The organism is Chryseobacterium shigense (assembly GCF_900156575.1).
Classification (GTDB): domain Bacteria; phylum Bacteroidota; class Bacteroidia; order Flavobacteriales; family Weeksellaceae; genus Chryseobacterium; species Chryseobacterium shigense.
Map to the genome: position 1 here is coordinate 664962 of NZ_FTNY01000003.1, position 26797 is coordinate 691758.

The window sequence follows — 26797 nt, forward strand, 5'->3', positions numbered from 1 at the left end:
GTTTCGAACTGTCTAAAAGGGGTTTAGCTACAAAAAAACCGGAGCTATAAAAAAACTCCGGTTTGATTTGATCAATCCTCAATGTATTCTAAAATGAATTTTAAAAATGGCTCTGTTAATTCTGTATAATCTGAGGATTGTTATTGATCTCTTTATTTGGAATCTGGAATATAAATTTATCCGGTGAAAGGTTCAGTCTTCCGAACGTATGATTTGTTCCTGAATAGATTCTTTCCAGAGGTGTTCCCAGTCTTTTCATATCAAACCAGGCGTAGCCCTCTCCCCACAGTTCGATTCTTTTTTGGAGCATAATTTCATTCATCAGGTTATTTCCTGAGTTGGAAGACAGTGTATAAGCACTGTTTCTTTTTGAAGTGATTTCATACAAAACCTGTCTGGCTTCAGTTTCTCTTCCCTGTCTTGCCAGCGCTTCAGCTTCTATATAGTAAAGTGAAGATGCTCTGATGTAGATATAGTCTCCCTCAAACAGAGTAGGATCTTTAAATTTCCAGTTCACGTAGGCAGGATAGTTTTTCTTCTTTCCATTAAAAGTATACGCCGCAGTCTGGCTTCCATTAAATACTTTTTTACGGTAATCCGTATCCGGAATTGCCTCATAAAGACGTTTATCGATCAGCTTATAGATCCTTGCGGCACCTGCATAGCCTTCGTTTGTATTATCGAACATAGAAAAGAAAGAAGCATAGTAGTTACCGATACTCATGGTAGACACCGTGTTATGAAAACCCCACAGAACTTCAGGATTATTGATATTTGAAAATCCGGTTGTCGTATAATCATTTTCAGTCATCAGCGCTATTCCCTGCTTACTTTCATTAGCATACTTGCCTGCTTTGCTGTAATCTCCGGTTTCCAGATATACCTCAGCGGCAATAGCTTTCGCTGTTCTTTGATCGATCTGGGCTCTGGAAGGACGTGCATAGCTATCAAGAAGGACGATAGATTCTTCAATATCCCGTGTAATCTGCTGATAAACATCGGATACCGATGACCTCGCGAGACCCTGACTTTGATTACTGCTGGTCAGAACCAGCGGAAGCCCAGGCGCTGATGGGCTGTCCTTGTAACTTTTTGCATAGAAACGGACCAGATAAAAATAAGAATAGGCTCTCAATGCCAGCAACTGTCCTTTGATGGCTGTGTTATTGGTTTTTGTATCGTTTTTTAAATCATCAAGGAGTTTATTAATGACAAATATTCTTGCATAAAAAGTAGTCCAGACAAATTCTGCAGCAGAATTACTGGCATTGGTCGCTTCATAATTATAAAACATCCCCAAATGCTGATTGGTGGACTGTATCACATCATTGGACATCAGATCAGCTCCTCCTTTGATGGCCATTATCCCAAAATCAGAATGTGCTGTGGAACCGCCCGCACCGTTACTTCTGAGATCAAGATAGATCCCACCCAGGATTTTTTCAGGTTTTGACTGGTCATTATTCAACTGTTCTCCGGAGATATCTCCTTCCGGAAGGGTATTTAAATCATTGGCACAACTACTCGCAATCAAACTGATAGAAAGAGCTGCTATAAAGTATTTTATTGTTTTCATTTGTCTTTTGTTAAAAATTAAATTTAAATCCTAAAGAAACGCTGGACAGGGTTGAGTATCTGTATGGATCCGAAACTCCGGTCAAAGAAGTTCGGGGATCATATCCTTTTCTCTTGGACCACAAATAGAGGTTGTTTCCCGTCACATATATTTTCAGACCTGATAAACCTGCCTGTTGGGCAAAACCATCGGGTAACTGATAAGACACGGTAACATCCTGAAGGCTGATATAATCTGATTTGATCAGGTAAAGTGTAGAGTGTCCGTTCTGATTGGTTGCAGTCAGATCTACTCTTGGTAAAGCCGCATTTGGATTCTCCGGTGTCCAGGTTTTACTTAAATCTGTGGAATAGTTAGACGCATACGTATCTGAATGGAACAGACTTCTGTAAATATCATCATAGCCGTATCCTCCAAACTGGTAGGCAAAATTAACCGCCAGACTGAAGCCTTTGTAGGTAAAATCTGTTCCAAATCCACCATACACTTTCGGAATAGCTGATTTTCCGGTGTTGTAATCGGTAGCTTCTTTGTAATTGGCTGTGATCGTGGTTTCTTCCTGTTGTGTCGTTGGATTGACCGCTGTTCTGTACCATTGTGCATCGCCGTTTGCGGGGTTTACTCCTGCAAATTTCTTCAGATAATAGGTATATCTGTCATCCCCTTCGTTCAGAATAAACAGACCACTGACAAGACCTGTGTTTCTTTGCTCCGCAGGCAGTTTGGTAATTTTGTTTTTATAATGGGTGGCGTTTCCGTATACATTCCAATGGAATTGCCCTGAACGAAGAATTTCCACATTCAGATTCGCCTGAACCCCTTTGTTGATCATATCTCCGATATTACCGTATTTGACATAAGAACCTGCATTAGAAGGAGGCAAAGGAAGCGCATAGATCATATCTGAGACTTTTCTTTCAAAATAATCCGCATTCAGATTGATTTTATTTTTGAAAAGTGAGATTTCAAAACCGGCATTCAGATTTTTTGACGTTTCCCATTTCAGATCTTTATTTCCCTGTTTTTTCAGAGACAGAACCGGTTTGTCATCCCCAAAATTGTTGATTCCATAGATATCCTGATAAGCGTAATAGTCTCTTGCGGAGCCATCCAGCAAAATATTATCATTTCCCTGCTGTCCGTAAGACGCTTTTAATCTTAATGAATTGATGACGGTATTGTCTTTAAGGAAATCCTCTTTAGCCACATTCCACGCCACGCCTAAGCCATAAAAATTACCCCACCTGCTCTCGGGAGAGAATACGGAAGAGCCATCTCTTCTGATGTTTGCGTTAAAGAAGTATTTACCGTCATAGTTATAAAGTAATCGTGTGAAATAGCCTTCTACTGCATATTCATAGCCGTTTCCAGAGAGATCGGTTATTCTTACCGCGTTGTCGAAAGACTGTGAATTGGGTAATAAAAGCTGCTGTTTGGATCCTGAAAATCCATCGCTTTTTATTTTATTTAGTTCATGCCCGATCAGAATGTTGAAATTGTGTTGACCCAGTTTTTTCTGATAGGTAAGCAATTGCTGATGGTTTAAAGTATACTTGAAAACAGAACCCATATTGATTGTTCCTCCTACAGATGAAGAAGTTCCTCCTAATGTATTTCCAAACTGAAGATTTTTTGTATTTTCCAGATACGCTCCGAAATTATAGGTAAAGTCTAAACCTTTAATGATCTCATAATTCAGACCCAAATTGGCGTTTGTTATATTATTGGTTGTCTGGGATTTGTCGTATTGCAGATTTCCTACCGGATTTTCAAAAACCGCATAAGACCTCGTGGCTCCGTTGGGCCCCTGCCCGTCACCATAATCGTATAATACCTGTCCGCTGTTATCATATAGAATCTGGTAATTGTCATCTCTCAGAAAAACAGGATAGAAAGGCGCTATGTTTCTGGCGAACTGAAAAGGATTGGAAAATCCAGCTGATTCACCGAAATTCTGTTTGCTGTAAGTATAGGAAAGATTAGTGGTGAGTTTCAGTTTTCGGGTAATGGCGTAGTCCAGATTGGATCTTATTCCAAATCTTTTAAATCCGGAACCGATGAGGTAGCCCTGATCATCCAAGTAATTTAATGATGTGTACGATTTTACCAGATCATTATTGGCCGTAATTCCTAAACTTGCTTCTCTTCGTAATCCCGGTTTAAAAATCAACTTTTTCCAGTTATCCTGATACAATAGTCTGGCATCAGGATTAAAGACCCCATCTTTAGCGATCAATGTACTAAAAGGAACGTTATAGACATTATATCCCAACTTAGACAGCGCCGTGATACCAACATCGTGAGGGCTCGCGCCGGAAGGAACCGCTCCGGGCTGTGTCAATCTCGCCACTTCCCCAATTCTCGCCCTGTTATAAAATGCGGTGTAATAGTCCTGTGGTGAAGTATATACCGAATAATCCTCAATAGATCTGAAGTTCACTCCTGTTTTTATATCCGCCTCTATATGCAGACCTTTCGATTTCCCTCTTTTGGTATTAACGATGATCACGCCATTAGCACCTCTTGAACCATATAATGCATTAGACGAAGCATCTTCAAGAAAGGAAATGCTTTCTATATCGGTTCCCGGAATACTGTTCAGGTTTCCGTTGTAAGGTATACCATCCAGTACAATAAGCGGATCACTGGATGCATTAATGGATCCTATTCCCCTCATTCTGATGGTAGGCTGGGATCCCGGCTGACCGGAAGAGATCACCTGTACTCCGGCCACTTTCCCTCCAATTCCCTGAAGTATATTTCCGTTTTGAAGATTGGCTAAATCCTTCGTTTTCAGGGATTGTACGGAACCTGTTATTTCCTCTTTTTTCTGCTTTCCAAAAGCGACCACTACCACTTCCTGTATGGCCTGTTCCCTGGAAAGACTGTCTCTGCTTTGTGCAAAACCCAATTCTGCCAATAGAATCATGGCCAATACACCCATTTTACATTGCTGTTTCCTCATTATACTAATTTTTGTTTTTTTGAATGGCAGATTACCCTTATTCTCTCCGGTTATGATACAAGAATCCCCCTCTCCCTTTTCAGAAAGATTGTCATAAAGAAGAATTTTGAGACCGGCAGAAAACAGATCTGCCTTAGAATGATTTTGGAATTATTGTGATTGAATTCCTATAGTTATCTCTGTGTTTTCAGAAGTTTATGCCTGCATCATTCTGCACATCCAAAAGCCAGAACACATATCAGGAACGATAAGATGGTGTTGTGAAAGGCAAGCTTCTGCACAACCTTCTTGTTGAGCAGATACAGAAGCTATAGTGGTGCATAGGAAAGAATTGAATGAATGCTTATTCATGAGAATACATTTTAACTTTTTTTAACTGGGTCAAAAGTATTTAATTATTTACGAATCAAATCACACGGGCGTATGAGATAAATCATATAAGCCTACTAAATCAATAGACTATTAAAAATATTTGAACAGAATGTGAATTAATTGAGTCCTCTGATGCTGTAAACAGGATCAGCAGAAAGTCTTTATCAGCTATAATTATCAGGATATTCTTCTAAAAACCGCACTGGATAAGCATTATCAAAAATTGCTTTATCTCTCTGAAAGTCAAAACAAAATGTTGTAAATTTATTAAGGGACAAAAACAGTGTTTTCCCCCTTTTGTAGAGTTAAGCAGTTCCCTAATTTTGTTCTGTAAAATTAAAAACCATAAAAATGAAAACTTCTTTACTATTCAAAAATCCAAACTGGCTCTTTGCCATTATTATTTCTAGTTTTTGCCTGCTAAGCTGCACACGGTGTTCCGAACCACCCAAAGAACCCGTGAGTGACAGTTATAAAAAGAAGCTCATCAGCTACCGTGAAGGGCGGATACTTTATGATGAATATTCCAGAACCAACAATGTCATCCTTACCAGATCCAGAAACGGAGAGCCGGATTCACGCTGGTACTGGTTTTCGGTAGAAGATCTGGAGGGATATATCAAATACGTGAAAGAAACCGCTAAAAAGCAAAAACTTAAAAACCCCGGGATCAGAATTTATATGGGAAAATATCCCATGAATCATCCTAAAAATAAAATGGCAAAACCTGAATACGCAGGCTATCAGACGATATTTCTGGTACCCACTGCTCAAAATCTAAAAAGAGACAGCACAACCGCCAGATCCAAAACAATGAAGTTAACTACAGATGAAAACACCAATGTAACGGAAATGCAGGTTATGAATATGACGAATCTGGCCCCGCCCCCTAAAGTATCCACAGCAGATATGCCGTAAAAAATAAATGTCATGAACTGGAACATAGAAACCGGGAAACAGATATCCATGACCATCCCTGTTATCGTGATGGTCTTGATGATGATGAAATCCAGGAAAATCAGGAGAGAAAATTTATTTTTTATCGGAGGATACGGATTGCTTTCAATAATAGATATTTTCTGCCATTTTTATTTCAAGGCAACCCATCAGTCTACCGAAATATTTTATGTGATCGGGCTTTTAGTGATCGTCTTTTTCCTGTATTTAATCTATTACTTTCAATTATTGTATTTGCCTGTTCTTAAAAAAATACAAGGGTTCCTGCTGGTTATTTTTCTGATCAATCTTATTGTAATGTTTTATATAAAGGATGATCTTTTACATCATTTTTCATTTAATATTCTGTATACGGATATTCTATTGCTGATGTTTTCCATTATTTTATTTTTATACCAGACTTTTAACTCAGATAAAATACTGGATCTCAATAACTATTTCCCTTTCTGGATCTCAGTCGCCCTGCTGATTCTTTTTATAGGCAGTATTCCGATCTTTTATTTCAGGACTACGGTTTCAGAACATATTTATTTTTTCATCCTGTTTATGCTGAACTTTATCAGTAACGGAATACTCCTGCTGGGGTTGGTTTTGAATAAACAGGAAAAGCTCAGATAAGTACCCTATTGAAATATGGAAGAAAATAATTTGGTCATTACCTTTACGATTACCTTACTTATTGTCGTTTTGACAATGATCTTCATCTATGTGGTTTTTATCAAAAAGAAAACTACTCTTCTGATCGCACAAAAAGAAAAAGACATGCGCTTTGAAAAAGAGCTGGCTACCTCACAGGTTGAAATAAAGGAACAAACGCTGAATTATATCGGTCAGGAACTGCATGATGATGTAGGACAAAAACTTTCAGTGGTTCGTCTACGCCAAAATCAGCTTATTTCCAAGCTGAAGCATTCAGAAAAAGAGGAACTTAATGAGCTGAGTGAATTGCTGGGTGAATGCATTCAGGATATCAGAAATTTGTCTAAAACACTGATTACCGAACAGATCATTCATTTTGGGTTGACAGAATCCATAGAAAGAGAGGTAAAAAGAATACAAAAACTTAAATTATTAAAAATAGAATTCATCACCCAGAAACAGGATATTGATATTTCTCCCAAACATGGTCTGATTCTCTTCAGGATCATTCAGGAAAGCATTAATAATATCTTAAAGCATTCCAGAGCCAAAAATGTAGCCATCCGGCTGGATGATGATCATGAAACCTTACGCATCAATATTTCAGATAACGGAAAAGGATTTGATACCCACCAGATACAGGACGGTTCAGGATTGAAAAATATGGAACTCAGAGCAAAACTGATTCACGCAGAATTCTCCATAGAGTCAGAACTTGATAAAGGAACACAGACTTCAATAACCTATTACAAACACATCACATGAAAACCATTCCCATAGCTATCGTAGATGATCATACTTTAATGTCCAAAGCACTGGAAAATATGATCATGGAAAATCCTCAATACAGGGTGATTATGAATCATCCGAACGGAGAAGATTTTATAGCGGCCATAGAAAAAGCTTCGGAACTTCCGGCTGTTGTACTCATGGATATCAATATGCCTTATAAAAACGGTATAGAAACCACCGAATGGCTCAGCGAATATCATCCCAACATCAAAGTAATTGCCCTCACCATGGAAGATGATGAAAAAATACTCATCAAAATGCTGAAGGCAGGTGCCAAAGGTTATCTCCTGAAAGATATGCAGCCATCCATTCTTTTTCAGGCGATCGATACGGTATATGATAAGGGAAGTTTTTATACTGATTTTGTCGCTCAGAAATTATTGAAAGTAAAAACAGAAGATCTCAAAACAGCTTCCCTCCTTTCCGAATTGAAAGACAGGGAAAAGGAATTTATAAAATGGGCCTGCAGCGAGCTTACGTACAAAGAAATAGCCGATAAAATGTTCCTCAGCCCCAAAACCATTGATGGCTACAGGGATTCTGTTTTCACCAAACTGGAAATCAAAAACAGGGTGGGTCTGGTTCTTTTTGCCTTAAAACATGATCTCTGCTGATTTAATTTTTTACTTAAATCATTATATATCAAAACATTTCACAGTTCATCAATCATCCGGTAGATTTTTACAATGTATCGGATTTTTTCATTTTCCCTGCATTCTAATCGTTCATAAAATAGTTCAGTTTTAAAAATAAGATCCTTATTTTTCCAATTGCCTTTAATTAATACCTATTGTAAAAAAATTGCTTATTATTTTAACGCAAAGTCGATTTTAATGCTCTGGAGGATTAGGAGAGCAAAGAAGGAATCAATGAAATTGATTCGAATAAGCAAACGTTTTATCCATTCACTCCATCAGCGACGTAGTCGAACTCTTTGCCTTCCTCAAAATTATATGCTTCCTCAATAAACCTTTGCGTTAAAAAAGAATTTATCTTCCAAATCCCCCAATCATCCGTGCAAATCTGTACAATCCGGGTTAAAAATACCATCAACCTCAAAAAAGGGGTTTTACCTACCACACAATCAGTCCTTTCCCTCTGTTTTTGTCCTGTTAAATAATGGAATTTTGTCCTGTAAAACCAATCCATGAAGGCGAAACCCGAAAAGCCGAAACAGAGTAGGGACAATTTAAAAACTAATCGAAATGAAAAAAGCACTCGTAGTAGGAATCAATGACTATGCTCCTATCGGATCAGGTGGACCGGATCTAAATGGTTGCATCAATGATGCAAGAGATATGGCCAACACCCTGGTTATCTGCGGTTTTGATCCTGCAAAAATTAAAATTCTCACCAATCAGAATGCAACAAGGGTGAACATATTAACTTACCTTAAATCATTGGTCAACAGCAGTGTAAAAGGAGATTCATTGGTGTTTTATTATTCCGGACACGGAACAAGAGTAGCCAACATTGGCACTGATCTGGAAATAGATGGCCTGGACGAAGCAATTTGCCCGCACGATTACGCAAGTGCCGGAGTGATCCGCGATGATGATTTTAAAGCGGTACTCAGACAACTGAAAGCGGGGGTTAATCTGGAGGTTATTTTCGACTGTTGTCATTCGGGAACAGGAACGAGAAAAATGGATCTGGGACTGGACCTGGAGCTCTCCTATGAGGCACCACGTTTCATTCCACCAATGCTGGAAGATGAATTTTATATGACATATGCCAGCGAAATGCAAACCTCTAAAAATTCCAAAAAAGCGATGACCATGACAAAAGCTTTGGTCCCGGTAGCCGGAATGAATCACACCCTATGGGCGGCCTGTAAAGACAATCAAGTATCGATGGAAGGGAACATAAGTGGGCAGATAAGAGGATATTTCACTTATCATTTCTGTAAGATATTACGTGCTACCAACGGTAATATCGTCAGAAAAACACTGGACAAACAGACGGCAATGGCACTTACTGCCATGGGAGCGGCTCAAATCAATCAGACAGAAAGTATCACAACAGAATTTTCTCAAAAAATATTTTCTTAAACAAGTACTGGCGGAATCCGAAAAGCCATCCAAAGAGTAGGAAAAACTGATTAAAAAACTCAATAATCATGTCTACAACTGAAAACAACAAACCAATGACGGCAGAAGAGGTGTCAAGACTGAAAACTGTTAAAGCAAAATCAACTGAAAAACCGACAAATGTCGAAAAACTAACCCACCAGGCACCCGCCATGGAAACCATTGATGGAAGGTCTTTCCCAAAAGGAATGAAATCAATCGGAATGCCTGCAAACGAAAAAGCAGAAGGAAAAGTTCTTGAAACGGATCACTTCTATCCTACCCATGCAGATTTTGAATACCAACCTAAATTGGAAGCTAGAAAAGACCGTAAACCGAAATTCATTGAAAGAGAATCATTTCTAACCGCAGAAGGGGTAAAAACGATCTTCGGTCCAGATCAGAGAAAAGTATTTAATTCTACTGCGTATCCATGGCGATGTGTGGGAAGAGTAGAAAGTGCGTTAGGTTCAGGAAGCGGAGTGATGATCGGTCCGAGACATCTGCTTACCTGTGCCCATATCGTAGACTGGCAACCTAACAACAGCACGGGCTGGCTAAAATTCACGCCAATGTATTATAATGGAAGTGCTCCTTACGGAAGTGCATGGGGAACTTTGACTTATTACAAATATAAAGTCGCAGGCCCTACGATTGATTCTACAGAAATTCAATATGATTATGTTGTGATTGTCTTAGACAGACCTATCGGAAACAGTACCGGATGGCTGGGGGCAAAATCCTATTCCGATTCATGGGATGGTGGTGCTTATTGGACTCACGCAGGTTATCCGGGAGATTTAACCGGAACTCAAAGACCAACCTATCAGACAGGCATTGCTCTCGATGGAGATTTCTGGAGTGCCGATGATAATGAAAGTATGACCCACAAAGCAGATATCTGGCCCGGACAAAGCGGTGGCCCGTTCTGGGGATACTGGGATGGCGCTCCTTACGCTGTAGCGACCCAAAGTGCCCATAACCCAAGTGAAAATTTTGCAAGTGGCGGATCAGATCTCGTTAATCTTGTGATAAGAGCCCGAAACGAGCATCCATAACCAATTTTTTTTTCTTTATAGAAAGAGCCTGGCTTTTAGTTGGGCTCTTTTAATGGTCGGTCTTCTGTACACGTATTGGCTTCTAATAATCAAGACTTTTTTATTCAATCATAGGTACATTTTCGTTGTACATAAAATCAAATTACACTACATTTGTTTTAAATGAGTAATGTGTACTATGTTAATAGGATATGCGAGAGTTAGTAGAGATGAGCAAAATTTAGATTTACAAACTGATGCTTTGAAAAATATTGGATGTGAAAAAATTTATTTTGATAAAGTAAGCGGTATAAAATCTGAAAAACCACAGCTCAATCATCTAATAAACTTTATACGAAAGGAAGATACTTTAGTAGTTTGGAGATTGGATAGAATTGGAAGGACAACAGTAGGATTAATACAATTTGTTATAAAGCTGAATGAAAAAGGAATCCATTTTAAATCAATATCAGAAAATATTGACACCAGTTCTGCAAGTGGTAAACTTATCTTCCAGATTTTTTGTGTTCTTGCTGAACATGAGAGGAACGTTTTAATTGAACGAACTCAAGCAGGATTAAAGTCAGCTAGGGCAAGGGGAAAAAATGGAGGTAGGCCAAAAGGGTTAAGCGAAAAATCCAAAAAAATTGCACCTTTGGTAAAAGCTTCTTACAATAGTAAAGAACTTCCAGTAGAAGAGATTATGAGGGCTTTCAAAATTGGAAGCAAAACAACATTTTATAAAATAATTAAAAGTTAATCAGAAAACGGAACGATCAACTTAAAAAATAATTAAATCAAATATTTCTTATGGAAAATAAAGAAAAAAAAAAAGAAGTTAAAATCGACGAACTTTGTGCTTATTGCAAAGAACTTATAGGAAAAGGTAGATATACTCCTCCACATAAAAATTTAGTACAGACTAATTTTAAAGAGGTCAAATCTCAATTTGGGAATGTTGATGAATATTATTATAAATGCAATGCCTGTCCTAAAACATGGTTGCATGAGACAGGGAGCTACGGGGAAGGATGGATTTAAAAATTATATTATGAATAAAGAATTAATACTTGAAAAATTAAACAAATTTCGTCAACTTTTAGAAGTCGATAAGGAACTGGCTAAACAAATCAAGTTGAAGTCTGATGATGAATTAGCTCAGAACGGAACAAATCAAACCGATTTAGATAATAAAATTCAGTCGCACACAAAAGAAATCAAAGAACTGGAAGAATTAATATTATCAATTGAATTATTATAATTATGGAAGAGAATATACAAGAAAATTATAAAGATTTTTTTCTAAGTGTTTTACCAAATTATGTGGAATTAATTGGTACTGAAGAAGATGTTTTCGATGAATACAGGAAGCTATTTCAATCACTTCAAGAATTTAGTAAAGAAACAGAATTAATTATTTTAAAGCCTGTTATAATAAACCTTATTAAATATTTAAAATTAGGAAATGATATTTCTATGAGAATGGAAGTCGGAAATACTTTCTTAAGTCTTTTAAGAAACGAAGAAAATTCAGTTCTTTTTTTACATAAATGGAATGATTATATTTCTAAAGTAGAACTAAAAAGCGGTTCTTATACTGTAGAAAATAAAGGAAATAAAATTTCTAAAGAAGTACCATTGTATGAAAAAGGATTAAAATATTTTTTATACATACACATGTATCAAAATGAATTTGCCTACCCGATTGAAATTTTTTCCGAAAGAGAACTTTTGGTAGGCGATCATTTAGACTTTTCCGATCATCAAATGTGCGATGAATTGGAAGAATTGTTCAAGACAACACTGTTTAAAGTAATTAAAAGACAATATTTGGTTCAGTATGGAGAAATGCACCTTCAATTAGAACCATACATTGCTTAAGATATAAAAAATGGGGCGTTTTAAATCGAACGTTTTACAAAACGATAATTAATAACAATATTAAACTTAACAAATAATATGATTGAAGTAAACTTTTTAGATGCCAATGGAGCCAAAATTCTATCACTTAAAACAATTGAAGAAGTAGAAAATTTTTTCGAAAATACTGTTAATTGTTCGTCTCCTCGTACATTAGTCTTGGACTTAATGTCTAAGCATTATAAATATACCTTAAATGGAAGTGAATTCTATTGCCACCTAACTAATATCAATCTAAGTGGAATGACTACAGTCAATTATAGCTTAGTGTAGGAAATAATGGTAATGTTACACAAAATGAAAGAGAACATGGTAAGATATTTCAAATGGGATTGTATAAGTAAGAGAAATTTTAATAATTAATCTCAAAAAACGATTTAATTAGATGAGTATCATATTTTTAAATAAACTAAAATCGCATTCTTTTTAATGAGTATTCCACGCAACCACCATTACATTTCACAAGTTCATATTAAGAAATTCTTTAATGAGAAAAATGAAATTTTCTTGTATAATAAGTCAACAAAATTATTTCAAACAAAAAACTCTTCTAAAAGAATTTTCAGTGAAAAAGATTTAAATACAAAATATGAAAATGGCAAAAATGATTATACCACAGTTGAGCATCAATTAAACCAATTTTATGAAAATGACTTTGACCACTACTACAATAATATAGTAAGATTAACTATTGAAAAAAATATAGATGTAGAAATACAGAAGGCAATTGTATATTTAGCAAGATATGGAGCAATAGCTAATTTTAGAACTCCAGTTTATAAAAATAGTTTAGAAAAATTATTTTTTAATGCTCTTAAACCATCGATGGATAACGCAACAGAAACTTTAAAGAGTAGCTTTTATAATTTTTTCAATAATAAAGGAGATTCTAAATATCTTGGCGGAGATGACTACCTTCAAATAGGCAATGAAATCATTTCAAAGATGGGATTACTTTATTTTATAATCGAGATACCAGAAGATGATAGTGACTATTTTATATTACCAGATTTTGGTGCGGCTACACATAGAAATAAAATAAATAAATATACTAATCCTGACATAGAAGAAATTTCATATATCAGTTTACCTTTAAGTAGTAAAATATATCTTCACATTTATTCTGAAAAGCATCCCGAAGGCATTAATAGTTCTGGAATTAAAAAGTTAACTTCAGAAGAAGTAAATTTTATAAATAAACATAATTTATTACTCGCAAATGATACAATTGCCTGTAAAGATTATCAATACCTAGAAGCTCTTATTAGCAAAACCTATTGCCCTAAAAAAAGTATTTAAAGATTTAGTTTTATAGGTTTTGAAAATATGATTATCCTTTAAAGTTGTATCATTTATAACAAATTCCTAACTAAATAAATCTCAAAAAACGATGCCTTTTCACAATCGATAGAAAAAGCAAACCCTATCTAAAATTCTATTTTCGAGAAAGCCGCACTCCAAATATTTTAATACATTTGTTTAAAACATATTCTGAATGAATTTCGAGCAGATCAACTTACACCTTGAGGCTTACAAAAAACACGACCAAATTCTGGATGCCGCGCAATTTTTAATCCATTCTTTTGATCTGGAACATGAAAACTTTGCAGGTTTTGGATTCAGGGAAGAGTTGTCTCCTACTTCTATGCTTTTAACGGCAGAAGGTATATTGGGAGGTCCGCAGACGGTCATGATTCCAAAGAATTTATTTGATTTTGATCTGACCCTCGCCCTGAATATGGTCGCCCACGAAATGCTTCACGTGCGTCAGAAAGCACCCGGACAGGTGATCGAAGACAAAAATGAAAGAGAATTTCAGGCCTATTCTGAAATGCTTTTTCACAAGGTATTTCCACAGATTCCTGAGCTATCGGATCATTATAAAAAATTCTTTGGAGGCCAGGCGCTGGAATATTACAGAAGGATGGGTGAAGGATCTGAACTGCAACAGAAATATGCCGTAGAAAAAACAGAAGTAGAACATTTAATCAATTCATTATCATGACCATAAAGCCGGAAATATCCTGGACAGACTTTGAAAAAATAGATATCCGATGCGGAACCATTGTTTCCGTGAATGATTTTGAGAAAGCACGAAACCCTTCTTACCAACTTCAAATTGATTTCGGGGAACTCGGAATTAAAAATTCCTCTGCTCAGATCACTTCCCTATATCAAAAGGAAGAACTGGTAGGAAAGCAGGTCATGGCTGTGGTCAATTTCCCAAGAAAACAGATCGCTAATTTCTTCAGCGAATGTCTGATCCTTGGAGTTTATGGGGAAGACAAAAAAGAAGTTACTCTTTTGACACCATCCCTTCCCGTGAAAAACGGAATGCAGGTAGGATAAAACACAAACCCATATGATACAACACATTCCATTAGAAAAAGTTTTATTCCTTGATATTGAGACCGTTCCGGGATCCGGATCATGGGAAGACTTACCAGAAACCGAACAGAAACTCTGGGAAAAGAAAACAAGATTCCAGAGAAAAGAAGATGTCAGTGCAGCAGAGTTTTATGACCGTGCAGGCATTATGGCCGAATTTGGAAAAATTATCTGCATCACGATCGGAATGGTAGAAAAGAATGATACCTTAAAAATTAAAAGCTTTTACGGTCACGATGAAAAAAAGATGCTTCAGGAATTCGGGGAAATTTTCAACAGCCCGAGACTAAACAATATTATTCTCTGTGCCCACAATGGAAAAGAATTTGACTTTCCGTGGATTGCCAGACGATTCCTGATCAATGGGATGCAGCCTCCGGTTCCGTTCCAGATGTTCGGAAAAAAGCCATGGGAAATTCCGCATATTGATACGATGGAGCTTTGGAAATTCGGAGACTATAAAAGTTTTGTTTCCCTGGAATTGCTTGCTCATGTCTTCGGAATTCCTACGCCTAAAGATGATATCGACGGTTCAATGGTTTCATCAATCTACTACATAGAAAAAGACTTGCAGCGAATTGTGGACTATTGTGAAAAAGATGTCTTAACTTTGGCAAATGTTTTCCGGCGGATGCGTCAGGAAGATTTGTTGAAAAGGAATATCAATCTAGATTAAAAAATGAAATTTACAGACGATCAAATTGCTGACATTGGTGAGGAAATCATCAAGGTCTTAAAATCCGTATACGACCCAGAAATTCCGGTAGATATTTACGAATTAGGCCTCATCTATGATGTACAGATCTCCGAAGATGGCGATGTAAAAATTATAATGACCCTGACTACCCCAAACTGTCCGGTGGCAGAAACCCTCCCACAGGAAGTAAAAGACAAAGTAGCAGAAGTAGAAGGAGTAAAAAGTGTAGACTTGGAACTTACTTTCGAACCGAGCTGGAACAAGGATATGATGAGTGAAGAAGCAAAGTTTGAATTGGGAATGCTTTAAATTAAAGTAAGGAAGATAGAAGCGGGAAGATGGAAGCTTTTTGGAGCGTACAAAATCTCCCTCTTTCCACCTAAAACTTCCTTTTTCTACATCAAAACAATACAAAACCCGGAAATTTTCCGGGTTTTTCTATTTTCATATTCTATTTTCAATACGATAAGTTTGAAAAAGAAAATTACTGAGTTTAATTTCGAGAAAACAGTACGGCCAACAGTAACTTCCAGCCTCCCTTTTAACTCTCTTTCGTGATCTCTTTTCCTTCTCTCCTGCTCCATTCACTCCATGAACCTACATAGAGATCAGGAGTCGGGAAGCCTGCATACTCCAATGCCAGAATCGTATGACATGCTGTAACACCAGATCCGCAATGAATGATGAGGTGCTGAGGTTGGTCTTTTAAAAGTTCTGTGTATTTTTCTTTTAAAACTTCAGGTTTCAGGAAGTTTCCATTCTCATCCAGGTTTTCAGAAAAAGGAATATTAATCGCTCCGGGAATATGTCCGGCTACCAGATCAATAGGTTCAGATTCACCTTTATATCGGTAGGCATCTCTTACATCAATAACTGTTGAAGAATCGTTTGATATCTCATTTTCAACATCTTCCAATTCTTTAACAGGAAGAAGCCAACCTTCTTTTTTAATGACAGAAGATTTTTCAAAGATTTCTTCACCGGATGAAAATTCTACGCCTTCTTTCTCAGCAGATTGAATTCCCCCATCCAGAACCTGAACGTTTTCAAAGCCAAAAGATTTCAACATCCACCATGCTCTTGCCGCAGCATTGGCTCCGTTTTTATCATCATATACCAAAACATGCGCACCTTCTGAGATTCCAAGACCTGAAAGTGTTTCAGCAAATTTTTCAACAGCCGGAAGCGGATGCCTTCCTCCAAAAGCGGCATCTTCACCGATATCGGCCAAATCTTTATCAAGATCGATAAAACGGGCTCCTTTAATATGTTTCGTAAGATAGGTTGGATAGATGTCCTTCCCTGCTCTTGCATCAAGGATGATGAGGTTTTCTGACGGAAGGTTTTTTAATTCGGATGGTGAGATGATAGGTGACATTGTTGGTGATTTTGGGGTTACTTTTTAAGTTTTGGTTTAAGCCGAGCGGGTTTTTAATATAAGAGAGCGGGTTTAAACCCGCTCCTATTTCATTATGTTCCCGCAGATTTCACGGATGATAAAGATTATTATAGTATCTAACTTCTTTATTTTACCATATATTCTGTGAAATCTGAGGGAATTTGCTATCTGTTCATTATTAAAAATGAAAGATATCTTTTGCTCTGTTATAAGAACTTTCGAAGTTCAGTAAATTTAATTTATGATCTACTTTTTCTACGCTCATAAAATTGATGACCTGTTCTGTAGGCATATTTCCAACCAGATCATCTTTAGCCATTGGACAGCCACCGATTCCTTTGATCGCACTGTCAAATCTTCTGCACCCTTTATCGTAAGCCGCTTTCAATTTTGAGTACGAATCTTCATAACGGTTGTGAAAATGTCCTCCGAAATTAATCTCAGGATATTTTGACGGAATTTTTTCGAATAAGAGAGCAATGGTTTCAGGAGTGGCAACGCCTGTGGTATCAGAAAGCAGAACATCTTTAATTCCAATCTCTGAAAATCTTTTGGCCCAGAAATCTACATCTTCCCACTTCCACATTTCTCCATAAGGGTTTCCGAATGCCATAGAAAAATAAATATTCAGCTGTTTTCCTTCACTTGTAGCCAGTTCAAGCATTCTAATGATCTCATCAAAAGCTTCTTCCTGGTTTTTGTTGGTATTCCTGTGCTGGAATGTTTCCGAAATAGAAAACGGAAAGCCTAGAATATCTACACTCTTATGTTTTAATGCTTTTTCAGCCCCTCTGTAATTTCCGATGATCGCAGAAACTTTGGTGTTGGATAAAGAGGTATCGATGTTTTCAGCCACTTCATCAGAATCTGCCATCTGAGGAATTGCTTTCGGGGAAACAAAACTCAGACAGTCCAGTACATCAAAGCCAACCTCCATGAGGGAGTTGATGTAATCTATTTTTTTGCTGGTAGGGATAAATTCTCCCCAACCCTGCATGGCATCTCTAGGACATTCAGTAAGAAACATTTTTACTTTTTGATTTTCTCAAATATAATAAAACTAAACAAGTTTATCTACGGTACCTACAAATCTAACATTATTTTGATTTTCAAATATTTATATCCGATTTAAAATTTCAATAACTGATATGAGACTCCTGATAAACCCGGCAAAACGTGAAATGCCCTATTTAAAACAAATTTGAATTCCTCAAAAATGGTTAGGTTAATGATTTTACAATAGTAATCAAGCTCATTATAATCACCACCACTCCCACTACAGCAAACATTTTCTTTGCAGGAAGCCTCGAAGTAAACATCGCCGAAAAAGGAGCCGTAAAAACACCTCCCAGAAGAAGTCCCAGGACAATATTCCAATGATGGATTCCAATGGTGAAAATGAAGGTTAATGCACTCACAATCGTCAGTAAAAACTTAGCCATCGTGGAGCTTCCCACCACATAGCGGGGCGTCCTCCCTTCCTTAATCAATGTTCCGGTAACCAAAGGGCCCCAACCTCCGCCGGCAAAAGAATCAATAAATCCACCAACCAATCCCAATACTCTTAAATTAGTTCTTTTTTTCGGTCTGATTTTGCCTGATTTTTTGTCTTTTCTTTTAAAAGCATTTCTCAGAATATTAATTCCTAAGTACAAAGTGTAACAAGCAATGACAGGCTTTACAATATGGGCATACTTCTCACCGAAATGAGACAGCGCAAAGGCTCCGATAAAAGCACCCACTGCCGCCACAGGAAATAAAACCCAGACTATTTTTTTGTTGACATTCCCTAGTTTATAATGACTGATACTCCCCGCAGCAGACGTAAACGATTCTGCAGAATGAATACTGGCACTCACCACCGGAGGCGGAACGTTCAGAAGCAACAGAATCGTCGTACAGATCACTCCATATCCCATTCCCATAGATCCGGCAACAATCTCTGCCAGAAAGCCGGCCAGCAGCATCCAGTAAAAAATATGCCCGTCTTTGCTTAGAAAATGCTGAATATCTCCGGACAGATTGAACTGATAAATGATGAGTGCCAAAAGCCCAACAAGGATCAGAACACCTATGATTCCCAGATAAATATTAGCTCTCCGGCGTACTGTTTTAGTAATATTCATTAGTTTTTCCATCTCCAGTTTCACCTCATCATGCGGAATGTTTTTTTCATCCAGATAATGGGTCGTCAACCTGTTTAGTTCTTTTACTTTATAGGTAAAATCACCTTTTAACTGATTGCGGATGTTCTGCATGTTATCGAGAAGTCCGTCCATATCCTCGTCAGGAATCGTTTCCGTTAAAATTTCACGTAATCTTTTGGCTACCGTAGGAGATTTTCCATTGGTTGAAACTGCAATTTTAAGATTGCCTTTGCGAACAATGGAGCCTAAATAGAAATCACACAAGCCCGGTTTGTCAGCAATATTCACCAGGATGTTATGCTGGTGGGCCCTGTTTCGGATCCGCTCTGCTAAAGAAATATCATTCACTGCCACAATCGCAATATCGGCACTGTTAAAATCATTATCCGTATACGACCTTTCATGCAGGGTAAGATTGGGATAGTTTTGTTTCAGTTCTTTAACCTGATCACTGATTTCCTTGGCCACCAGTTTAATCCGTGCTTCTGGAGAATTCGCCAAAACGGATTCCAGTTTTTTCAAAGCAATATTGCCGCCGCCAATGATGAGCAATGACAACTCTTCAAGCTTTAAAAATATGGGATAGAGAGAGTTACTCATTGTATTTAAAGTTTTAGATCATAGGTGAATGCCACATAATACAGTCCTCCCACTTCAGGTCCTGCTGCATACTGAAAATAGCGACGGTTAAGCAGATTCGTTGCTCCAATTTTCACACTTGCCTTTATTTCAGGAATTCTCCATGTTGCCTGTGCATCAATGGTATAATAGGAAGGGATATTTCCGGATGCTAACGGACTTTCCCATAAGAAACTGTCCTGCCATCTGGCCGTAACGGTAAATCCAATATTTTTAATAATTTCCTGGTTTCCTATACTTAGATTAACTGCCCATTTTGGGGTATTGAAAGCCGTAATAAAAAGGTCTGAAGTATGGGTTGAAACAAGGTCATTATACGAAATATTAACATTCACATTGTAATTTTTCACCAGATTATACCGGATTCCCAGAGATGTTCCGAGGCTTTTATATTTACTGTTACTATTGGTATACACTCTGTACCGGTCCTGTTTGCTTCTGTCCAGCATTGCTAAAACAGCATTATCACTTCCGATATTTTCATTTTTAGGAACTGCCACTTCAACCTGTCCAAGAAAACCTTGATAGACATTGTAATAAAAATCCCAGTCGATGACCAGCCTGCTATTAAATAAAGCTGATTTATACCCAACTTCAAAAGAGGTCACCTTTTCAGGCTGTAGTTTGGGTAGATTGGCAGCCGTCAAAAGATTTCTGTTTTTTAGCGCGGCCTGATTCTGACTGAGTCCTCCATCTACATCTTTATTAACAGCAGAGGTAAACTGGTCAATAGAAGCCAGCGTATATGAATTTTCGAGATATCCAAGGCCCTCATTGGCTTTTGACAGCCCACCCACTCTTCTTACATTTCCATTATTAACGAATGACAGCGCTTCAAACAAAGAAGGGAAACGGTATCCATTTTGGAAAGAGACCCTGAAATTATGTTGGTTCACAGGAGAATAGACAACGCTTACTCTTGGATTTAATTTAGTTTCAAATTCAGGGTTTCTGTCTGCGCGAAGAGCCAGATTCACCTTTAATTTATCCTGGAAAAAAAGCTTGGTAAGTTGGGCAAAGGCACCATATTTCTGATAAATGACATGGTTCCCGAAAGTTCCATCTGATAAAGGTATATTTCTCTCGCTGACCGGTCTGTCAAAATCAACAAAATTATTTCCGTCCGGGGTGATGCTGTAAAGACGGTAGTCTGCCCCTACAAGAAGATTGAAAACCTTTACAAATCTTGTGAAATCATAAGTCATCTCTGTCTGATAAAAACGGGACTTCTGTTCAAGCTTTGCTCCCCCAGTAGCAGGTGCTCCCGCAATTCCGGAGTTGGCAGAATCCCAGTTGTTTATCCCGATAATCGTATTTTTCAGCTGTTCAAAGGCGGGTGTCCCCGGAAGTACTCTGTTTTTATCGGCTTCCTGTCGCGCCAAAATAAAAGCGTCATTCAGATTCACCCCTGAATTAAGCCTATCCTGCAAAGTGTTCTGAAAGATATTTCTCCAGTTCGTATTGGAAAGATGGGTAAGATCCAGATTGTCAGCCAAAGGCTTAAGATTATAAGAGTCTCCGGTATTCTCTATAGACATATAGGCTCTGAACGTCAATTCCTTACCTGTTAATTCTACTTTATGATTCTGAACGGTTGCATTCTGAAGACGGATCTTATTTCCTCTCTGAAAAGTACCATCAAGTAATCCGTAGCGGTATACATAAGAGGTTTTCCACTGATCTCCAAAACGATAATATAGCCCGACATCAAATTTTACATTTTTCACTTCAGGGCTGATCAGGTCTTTCTCATAATATCCGGTCCTTGAAACATTAAAAGTGGTTGGCTTTCCGTTGTAATTCACTTTTACAGAGGTCCGGTTGTTTCTTTCATCACCATATTTATTCCAGAGATCTTCAGCCGGATTATTGGTTAAAGCAAAGTTGGAATTGGCCGTAATCAATGAATTGGGATTCTGATCTGTACGGTTGTCCGAGATCCAGTCTACTCCACTGAAATAAGAAGCATTAATCTTTACTGCCAGGTTTTTGTTCAGTACTTTTGCAATCCTTACTGCACTTTCTCCAAGAGCAGCTGTTTTATGGTTGATATGGTCTACATGATTCACTCCACCTCTGAAATATAGACTGACGCCTTCCGAGGTAAACGGATCTTTTGTCTGTAGGCTCGCCAATCCATTGACGGCATTCATTCCATACAGGGCAGAGGCCGCTCCAGGAGTAATTTCCATGGACTGAATATCCAGCTCTGTGGGACCTATGGCATTTCCAAGCGGAACTCCAAGCGTTGCAGATTGTACATCGACACCGTCTACCAGCTGCATGAATCGGAAGTTATTCGGAGAATTGAATCCTCTTGAGTTGGGAACTTTTAAAGTAAGACTTGAAGTTAAAAGCTGTAACCCCTTCACATTCTCTAATGTTTCGTAGAATGAGGCAGCGGGACTCTCCCGAATGGTTTTAATATCAATTTTTTCAATAGCAATCGGCGATCTCATGATTTTTTCGGGAACACGGGAGGCCGAAATAACCACTTCATTAATGATGGTGTTCTGGGGATTTAATTCAATGGCAACTTTACTGGACAGCGATAATATTTCGGCCGTCTGGCGGGCAAAGCCTTCTTTGGCAATCACAATTCTGAAAGGTATTTTCACCCTTGTTCTCAGGTTAAAATTCCCGTCCTGATCGGTTGTGGCTCTATCCTGAGTATTTTCTACCTGAATCTGTACTCCGTCAATGCCTTTATGAGTATCTGTATGTTTGATGATTCCGCTTACTTCAATAAGCTGTTGAGCCTGTATAAATCCGGTAAAGAAAAGGGTAAATACTATAAAATGTATTCTATGCTTAAAATATTGATGTTGTATTGTTTTCACTTGTATAAAATTTTAGGATTGAAAAATGGTTTATGCGTCGTCAATTAATGAACAGCACATCCACATTCGCATTCCTAAACATTGAGTGTTTTTTTTGTTTCGGTAAAGAGAGTCGATCATATTTTTCATTTTATGGTTTGTAGATATCGATAGGAGAAATCACCAAAGGTTTCTTCGGAATATCTGCCTTCGGAATAGATTCCGAAAAGCTCATCCAGCGTTTCAAGGATTTCTTCTTCGCCAATGTTTTCTTTAAATTTTGTATTGAGGCGCATTCCCAGTCTGTCACCTCCGATATGCAGGTTGTACTTTCCGTAAGCTGTGCCTACCAGTCCGATCTCGGCATTGGGTGATCTTCCGCAGCCGTTCGGGCAGCCGGTCATTCTGATGGTAATATCTTCGTTCTGAAGTCCGTATTTTTCCAGTACAGGTTCTATTTTGGTGACCAAAACCGGCAGGTATCTCTGTCCTTCTGCCAAAGCCAGTGAGCAGGTATTTAATGCCACACAGGCGACAGAGTTTTTACGCAGTGCGCTGACCTCATCTGTATATCCGGAAATTCCATGCTCTTTAAGAATCTTCTCTATTTCACCTTTATCCTGTTCATGAATATCAGAAAGAATAAGATTTTGATTACAGGTAAAGCGGAAATTCACTTTTCCAGTTTCAGCAATTTTTAAAAGCCCTGATTTTAAAGGATAACCTTCGATATCAAGGATTCTTCCATGCTCTACAAAAACAGTATAAAACCACTTCCCTTCATGATTCTGTAACCAACCGTAGCGGTCTTTTCGCTGTTCAAACTTAAACTCCCGCGCAGGTTCAAAGGCAAAACCACATCTTTTTTCGACTTCAGTCCTGTACCCTTCGATGCCGAGCTTGTCTATGGTATATTTTAATCTTGATAATTTTCTGTCGCTTCTGTTTCCGAAGTCACGTTGTACGGTGATAATCTCGTATACAGCTTTCAACGCTTTTTCTTCTGTGTCTACAAAACCTAAAAGAGAAGCCAGCCTTGCATACGTTGCATCGTTTCCATGAGTGGCGCCAAGCCCTCCTCCTGCCGCGATATTGTAACCAACAATTTGATTATTTTCAATGATGGCAATCAGAGCAATATCATTAATAAAAACATCTACATCATTATTGGGAGGAATCGCAATTCCTATTTTCAGTTTTCTTGGGAGATACCGATCCTGATACAAAGGATCCTCCTCTGTTTTTCTGTCAATGACCAGTTCATCATCAATCCACAGATCATAATAAGATTTTGTTTTCGGAAGACACATTTCACTGATTTTTCCGGCTAATTCATAGATCTCCTGATGTAATGGTGATTCGGAAGGATTTGAGGTACAGGTGACATTTCTGTTCACGTCCCCGCAGGCCGCAATAGAATCCAGATGATGAAGATTGAAGTTCTGGATGGTAGGCTTTACATGGGATTTCAAAATTCCATGCAGCTGAATGGTCTGCCGCGTGGTAATTTTGATCACTCCTGTCGAATGATTTTCTGCAATTTCATGGAGCCCTGCCCATTGCGCGGAGGTTAAAAATCCTCCCGGAAGTCTCAACCGGATCATGTAGGAATACAGCCATTCCAGTTTTTTGGCCACTCTTTCCTCGCGTCTGTCCCTGTCATCCTGCTGGTACATTCCGTGAAACTTGATGAGGGTTTGGTCATCTTCTCTGATGGCTCCCGTAAAATCATCTAAAAGGCTTTCTTTTAAAGTTCCTCTGAGCCCGTTGCTGCCGGTTTTTATCCTTTCTACCGGCGAAAGGTTATTCTTATCTGTCATATCGTATCCTTTTATGATTTAATACACATCTTTTACATATCTTCCGCTGAGTTCCAGCTCTTCCAGGTAGTTTTGAGCTTCTTCAGGGCTTTGTTTTCCTTTATCCTGAATAATGTTCAGAATGGTTTTCTCCACATCTTTACTCATGGGTTCTCTGGCTCCGCAAACGTACAGTGATGCTCCGCTTTCCAGCCAGTGATAGACTTCCTGGGCCTTTTGTTCCAGTTTATGCTGTACATATATTTTTTCGGCGGTATCTCTGGAAAAAGCAAGATCCAGATGGGTCAGAGTTCCGGTTTTAAGAAAATCCTGTAATTCGGCCTGATAAAGGAAGTCCGAAACAAACGTCCGGTCACCGAAGAAAAGCCAGTTTCTGCCTTCTGCTCCTACTGCATCTCTTTCGTAAAGAAAAGATCTGAAAGGCGCAATACCCGTTCCGGGACCAATCATAATGATATCTTTATCGGGTTGGGGAAGTCTGAAATGTTTGGCTTCCTGAATATAAAACTCAATAATTTCTCCTTCTTTAAATTCAGCCAGGAAACCACTGCACAGTCCATTTTGTTTTTTATCATGAATGAAAAACTCAGATTTGGCTACAGTAATATGAATTTCAGTATCGCCGTGAGCTTCAAGTGATGAAGAAACAGAATATAAACGTGGGGACTGACCTGTCAGAACGGGGATCATCTGCTCAAATTCAGCCGCATCTTTTACCGGATAGATTCTCAGCAGTTCCAGAAGGCTTAATCTTACTTCAGGAATAGGATGTCCTGTCATTTCTGCATATTGAGCGACTGTCGTTTTAAGCAGATAACTGATGTTAAGATGTTTATGAAGCAAGTCTTTTACGCTGGATGTAATTTTTGTTGTTTTAATCTGCTTTTCAGGATCAATTCCGGTCAATTCAATAATTTCATCTACTTCCTTTTTAGGATTGAAAGCGATCACCCCCAATGCATCGCCAGGGTTGTAGACAAGAGTTTCTTCCGTTTCTATTTCTATATGGTAGGTTTCTTTGTCGGAATCTCTATCGTTGAGGTTGATGATTGTTGAAATCTTTCCCTGATATTTTTTTCGTCCTGTCGCTATTTTTGGAGGCACCGTACTTTTCTGGCTGCTTTCTTTGGTTTTATTAACGACATCCAGAATATGTTCTGCCCAGGTATGAGCTTCCTGTTCATAATCGATATCACATTTTTTGAGCGGAAGGATTCTTTGTGCCCCCAATACTTCAAAACGGAAGTCGAGGTCTTCTCCTGTTTTACAAAACAATGGATAGCTGCTGTCTCCGAGAGCAAGAACTCCGTATTTCAAATAGCTGATGTTCAGGTCATTTTCATGAATGTGATCATAAAATTTCTTCGCAAGAATGGGCGGATCGCCTTCTCCCTGAGTACTGATAATGAGAAAGAACAGATCTTCTTTAGCGAGATCTTTCGGTTTGTATTGGGAAAGGTCTGCCAATTTCACCTGCACTCCTTTTTTCTTAATGATTCCGGCAAGTTCTACCGCGAGTTTCTTGCTGTTTCCGGTTTCTGTTCCATAGGCTAGCGTAATTTTCTTTGGAGAAGTCGTTTGTGCGTTGACTTCCGGAGAAAAAGATCCGGCTGAAGATGAAAATCCCGCAAGACCCGCCAAAAAACCGCTGGCCCAGACCGCTTCGTCTCTTGAAAAACCACCTGATATTTCTTTAAGGGCATTTAATTTAGTTTCAGACAGCATATTCTAATATATTTTGAGGGTTGGACACTAAGCTTCCGTTAATTACAGATTTAAAATAAATCCCTTCCTGAATAGGTGTTTCCAGCCATGAAAACTCATCATGCAGGTTCACCACTTTTCCAATAACCACTAATGAAGGAGATACAAAGTCTTTCTTTCCCAATTTTTCATGAAAATCTTCAAAAGAAGAGGTATATACTTTTTGATATGGTGTGGTCGCCTGCTCGATAACAGCGATCTTTTTGTCATCAGAGGTACCTAATGCTAAAAATTTTTCTACCAGACCATTCAGGTTTCCTTTTGACATATAAAAAACAAGGGTGTCATCGGATGTTCCAAGCTCTTTCCAATAGGCATCACTCAGAATTTCTGTTTTATAATAGGTCAGAAAACGGACGGAGGTAGCATATCCTCTTGCTGTTAAAGGTATTCCGGCATAGGCCGCTGCTCCGGAAGCGGCAGTAATTCCGGGGATCATTTCAAATGGTATATGATGCTCTTTTAAAGCTTTCAATTCATCCAAAACATTGGAGAAAAAGGAGAGGTCTCCCCCCTTAAGTCGTACGACTGTCTTTCCCTGAGAAGCATACTCTACTATTAATGCATTGATCCGGGACTGCGGTGTAGAAGCATTTTTACTGCATTCTTTTCCTACATAAATGATTTCGGTATTTTTATTTGCGTAGCGTTCCGGTATCTCAGGACTTACCAGGCGGTCACATAAAATGATATCGGCAGCGGCAATGGCTTTTACAGCTTTTACAGTGATGAGATCAGGGTCGCCGGGTCCTGCACCGACAAGGTAAACCTTTGGTGTGCTATTGAATTCTTTCATT

At 38.3% G+C, this 26797-nt stretch carries 24 protein-coding genes; 15 read left to right on the forward strand and 9 right to left on the reverse strand.

Going from position 1 to position 26797, the window contains the following annotated elements; all coding sequences use genetic code 11:
- Positions 1-115: 115 nt before the first annotated feature.
- Both BW964_RS12460 and BW964_RS12465 read right to left on the reverse strand, forming a co-directional pair.
- Positions 116-1576 carry a RagB/SusD family nutrient uptake outer membrane protein gene (locus BW964_RS12460; protein WP_076507596.1) on the reverse strand — a complete coding sequence of 487 codons (1461 nt, stop codon included), beginning with the start codon at positions 1574-1576 and terminating at the stop codon, positions 116-118.
- A gap of 10 nt (positions 1577-1586) precedes the next feature.
- On the reverse strand, positions 1587-4541 hold the full coding sequence (locus BW964_RS12465; protein WP_076507598.1) for a SusC/RagA family TonB-linked outer membrane protein: 2955 nt from the start codon (positions 4539-4541) through the stop codon (positions 1587-1589).
- A 723-nt stretch (positions 4542-5264) separates the two neighbouring features.
- On the opposite strand from BW964_RS12465, the gene BW964_RS12470 reads away from it, so the two are divergent.
- From BW964_RS12470 to BW964_RS12540, 15 genes are all read left to right on the forward strand, one after another.
- Positions 5265-5831 carry a hypothetical protein gene (locus BW964_RS12470; protein WP_076507599.1) on the forward strand — a complete coding sequence of 189 codons (567 nt, stop codon included), beginning with the start codon at positions 5265-5267 and terminating at the stop codon, positions 5829-5831.
- Positions 5832-5843: 12 nt separating this feature from the next.
- Positions 5844-6488, forward strand: coding sequence for a hypothetical protein (locus BW964_RS12475; protein ID WP_076507601.1), 645 nt, complete (start codon positions 5844-5846; stop codon positions 6486-6488).
- A gap of 15 nt (positions 6489-6503) precedes the next feature.
- The gene (locus BW964_RS12480; protein WP_076507602.1) at positions 6504-7274 is read left to right on the forward strand and encodes a sensor histidine kinase; all 771 of its coding nucleotides are present in this window, start codon (positions 6504-6506) and stop codon (positions 7272-7274) included.
- Positions 7271-7915, forward strand: coding sequence for a response regulator transcription factor (locus BW964_RS12485; RefSeq protein ID WP_076507604.1), 645 nt, complete (start codon positions 7271-7273; stop codon positions 7913-7915). Before BW964_RS12480 ends, BW964_RS12485 begins: the two co-directional genes overlap by 4 nt.
- Positions 7916-8506: 591 nt before the next feature.
- Positions 8507-9352 (forward strand): caspase family protein, encoded by an 846-nt coding sequence (locus BW964_RS12495; RefSeq protein WP_076507607.1) that lies wholly within the window; start codon positions 8507-8509, stop codon positions 9350-9352.
- Between the two features lie 68 nt (positions 9353-9420).
- Positions 9421-10428, forward strand: coding sequence for a trypsin-like serine peptidase (locus BW964_RS12500; RefSeq protein ID WP_076507608.1), 1008 nt, complete (start codon positions 9421-9423; stop codon positions 10426-10428).
- 178 nt (positions 10429-10606) lie between these two features.
- Complete coding sequence (locus BW964_RS12505) at positions 10607-11167, forward strand: recombinase family protein (RefSeq protein WP_076507610.1); 561 nt, start codon at positions 10607-10609, stop codon at positions 11165-11167.
- Positions 11168-11217: 50 nt separating this feature from the next.
- Positions 11218-11448, forward strand: coding sequence for a hypothetical protein (locus tag BW964_RS22365; RefSeq protein WP_123911952.1), 231 nt, complete (start codon positions 11218-11220; stop codon positions 11446-11448).
- A 10-nt stretch (positions 11449-11458) separates the two neighbouring features.
- Positions 11459-11668: a hypothetical protein gene (locus BW964_RS12510; RefSeq protein WP_123838413.1), complete on the forward strand. Its 210-nt coding sequence runs from the start codon at positions 11459-11461 to the stop codon at positions 11666-11668.
- Between the two features lie 2 nt (positions 11669-11670).
- A complete protein-coding gene (locus BW964_RS12515) occupies positions 11671-12288 on the forward strand; it encodes a hypothetical protein (protein WP_076507613.1) in 618 nt (205 codons plus the stop codon).
- 468 nt (positions 12289-12756) lie between these two features.
- Positions 12757-13626 carry a DUF4238 domain-containing protein gene (locus tag BW964_RS12520; RefSeq protein WP_076507615.1) on the forward strand — a complete coding sequence of 290 codons (870 nt, stop codon included), beginning with the start codon at positions 12757-12759 and terminating at the stop codon, positions 13624-13626.
- A 196-nt stretch (positions 13627-13822) separates the two neighbouring features.
- The gene (locus BW964_RS12525; RefSeq protein ID WP_076507616.1) at positions 13823-14332 is read left to right on the forward strand and encodes a hypothetical protein; all 510 of its coding nucleotides are present in this window, start codon (positions 13823-13825) and stop codon (positions 14330-14332) included.
- Positions 14329-14676, forward strand: coding sequence for a tRNA-binding protein (locus BW964_RS12530; RefSeq protein ID WP_076507618.1), 348 nt, complete (start codon positions 14329-14331; stop codon positions 14674-14676). The genes BW964_RS12525 and BW964_RS12530 overlap by 4 nt, the downstream gene beginning before the upstream one ends.
- Before the next feature lie 13 nt (positions 14677-14689).
- Positions 14690-15391 carry a 3'-5' exonuclease gene (locus BW964_RS12535; RefSeq protein ID WP_076507619.1) on the forward strand — a complete coding sequence of 234 codons (702 nt, stop codon included), beginning with the start codon at positions 14690-14692 and terminating at the stop codon, positions 15389-15391.
- 3 nt (positions 15392-15394) lie between these two features.
- Positions 15395-15721, forward strand: a complete 327-nt coding sequence (locus BW964_RS12540; RefSeq protein ID WP_076507621.1) for an SUF system Fe-S cluster assembly protein — start codon at positions 15395-15397, stop codon at positions 15719-15721.
- A 232-nt stretch (positions 15722-15953) separates the two neighbouring features.
- On the opposite strand, the gene BW964_RS12545 is transcribed toward BW964_RS12540, so the two are convergent.
- The 7 genes from BW964_RS12545 to cobA all read right to left on the reverse strand — a co-directional run bounded on the left by BW964_RS12545 (position 15954) and on the right by cobA (position 26796).
- On the reverse strand, positions 15954-16790 hold the full coding sequence (locus tag BW964_RS12545) for a sulfurtransferase (protein WP_076507622.1): 837 nt from the start codon (positions 16788-16790) through the stop codon (positions 15954-15956).
- A 199-nt stretch (positions 16791-16989) separates the two neighbouring features.
- Positions 16990-17838 carry a hydroxymethylglutaryl-CoA lyase gene (locus BW964_RS12550; RefSeq protein WP_076507624.1) on the reverse strand — a complete coding sequence of 283 codons (849 nt, stop codon included), beginning with the start codon at positions 17836-17838 and terminating at the stop codon, positions 16990-16992.
- A 193-nt stretch (positions 17839-18031) separates the two neighbouring features.
- On the reverse strand, positions 18032-19558 hold the full coding sequence (locus tag BW964_RS12555) for a TSUP family transporter (protein ID WP_076507625.1): 1527 nt from the start codon (positions 19556-19558) through the stop codon (positions 18032-18034).
- Between the two features lie 5 nt (positions 19559-19563).
- The gene (locus tag BW964_RS12560; RefSeq protein WP_076507936.1) at positions 19564-22428 is read right to left on the reverse strand and encodes a TonB-dependent receptor; all 2865 of its coding nucleotides are present in this window, start codon (positions 22426-22428) and stop codon (positions 19564-19566) included.
- A 134-nt stretch (positions 22429-22562) separates the two neighbouring features.
- Positions 22563-24236 carry an NADPH-dependent assimilatory sulfite reductase hemoprotein subunit gene (locus BW964_RS12565; protein ID WP_076507627.1) on the reverse strand — a complete coding sequence of 558 codons (1674 nt, stop codon included), beginning with the start codon at positions 24234-24236 and terminating at the stop codon, positions 22563-22565.
- 18 nt (positions 24237-24254) lie between these two features.
- The gene (locus tag BW964_RS12570; RefSeq protein WP_076507628.1) at positions 24255-25961 is read right to left on the reverse strand and encodes a diflavin oxidoreductase; all 1707 of its coding nucleotides are present in this window, start codon (positions 25959-25961) and stop codon (positions 24255-24257) included.
- On the reverse strand, positions 25951-26796 hold the full coding sequence (gene cobA / locus BW964_RS12575) for a uroporphyrinogen-III C-methyltransferase (RefSeq protein ID WP_076507630.1): 846 nt from the start codon (positions 26794-26796) through the stop codon (positions 25951-25953). The genes BW964_RS12570 and cobA overlap by 11 nt, the downstream gene beginning before the upstream one ends.
- Between the last annotated feature and the right edge of the window lies 1 nt (position 26797).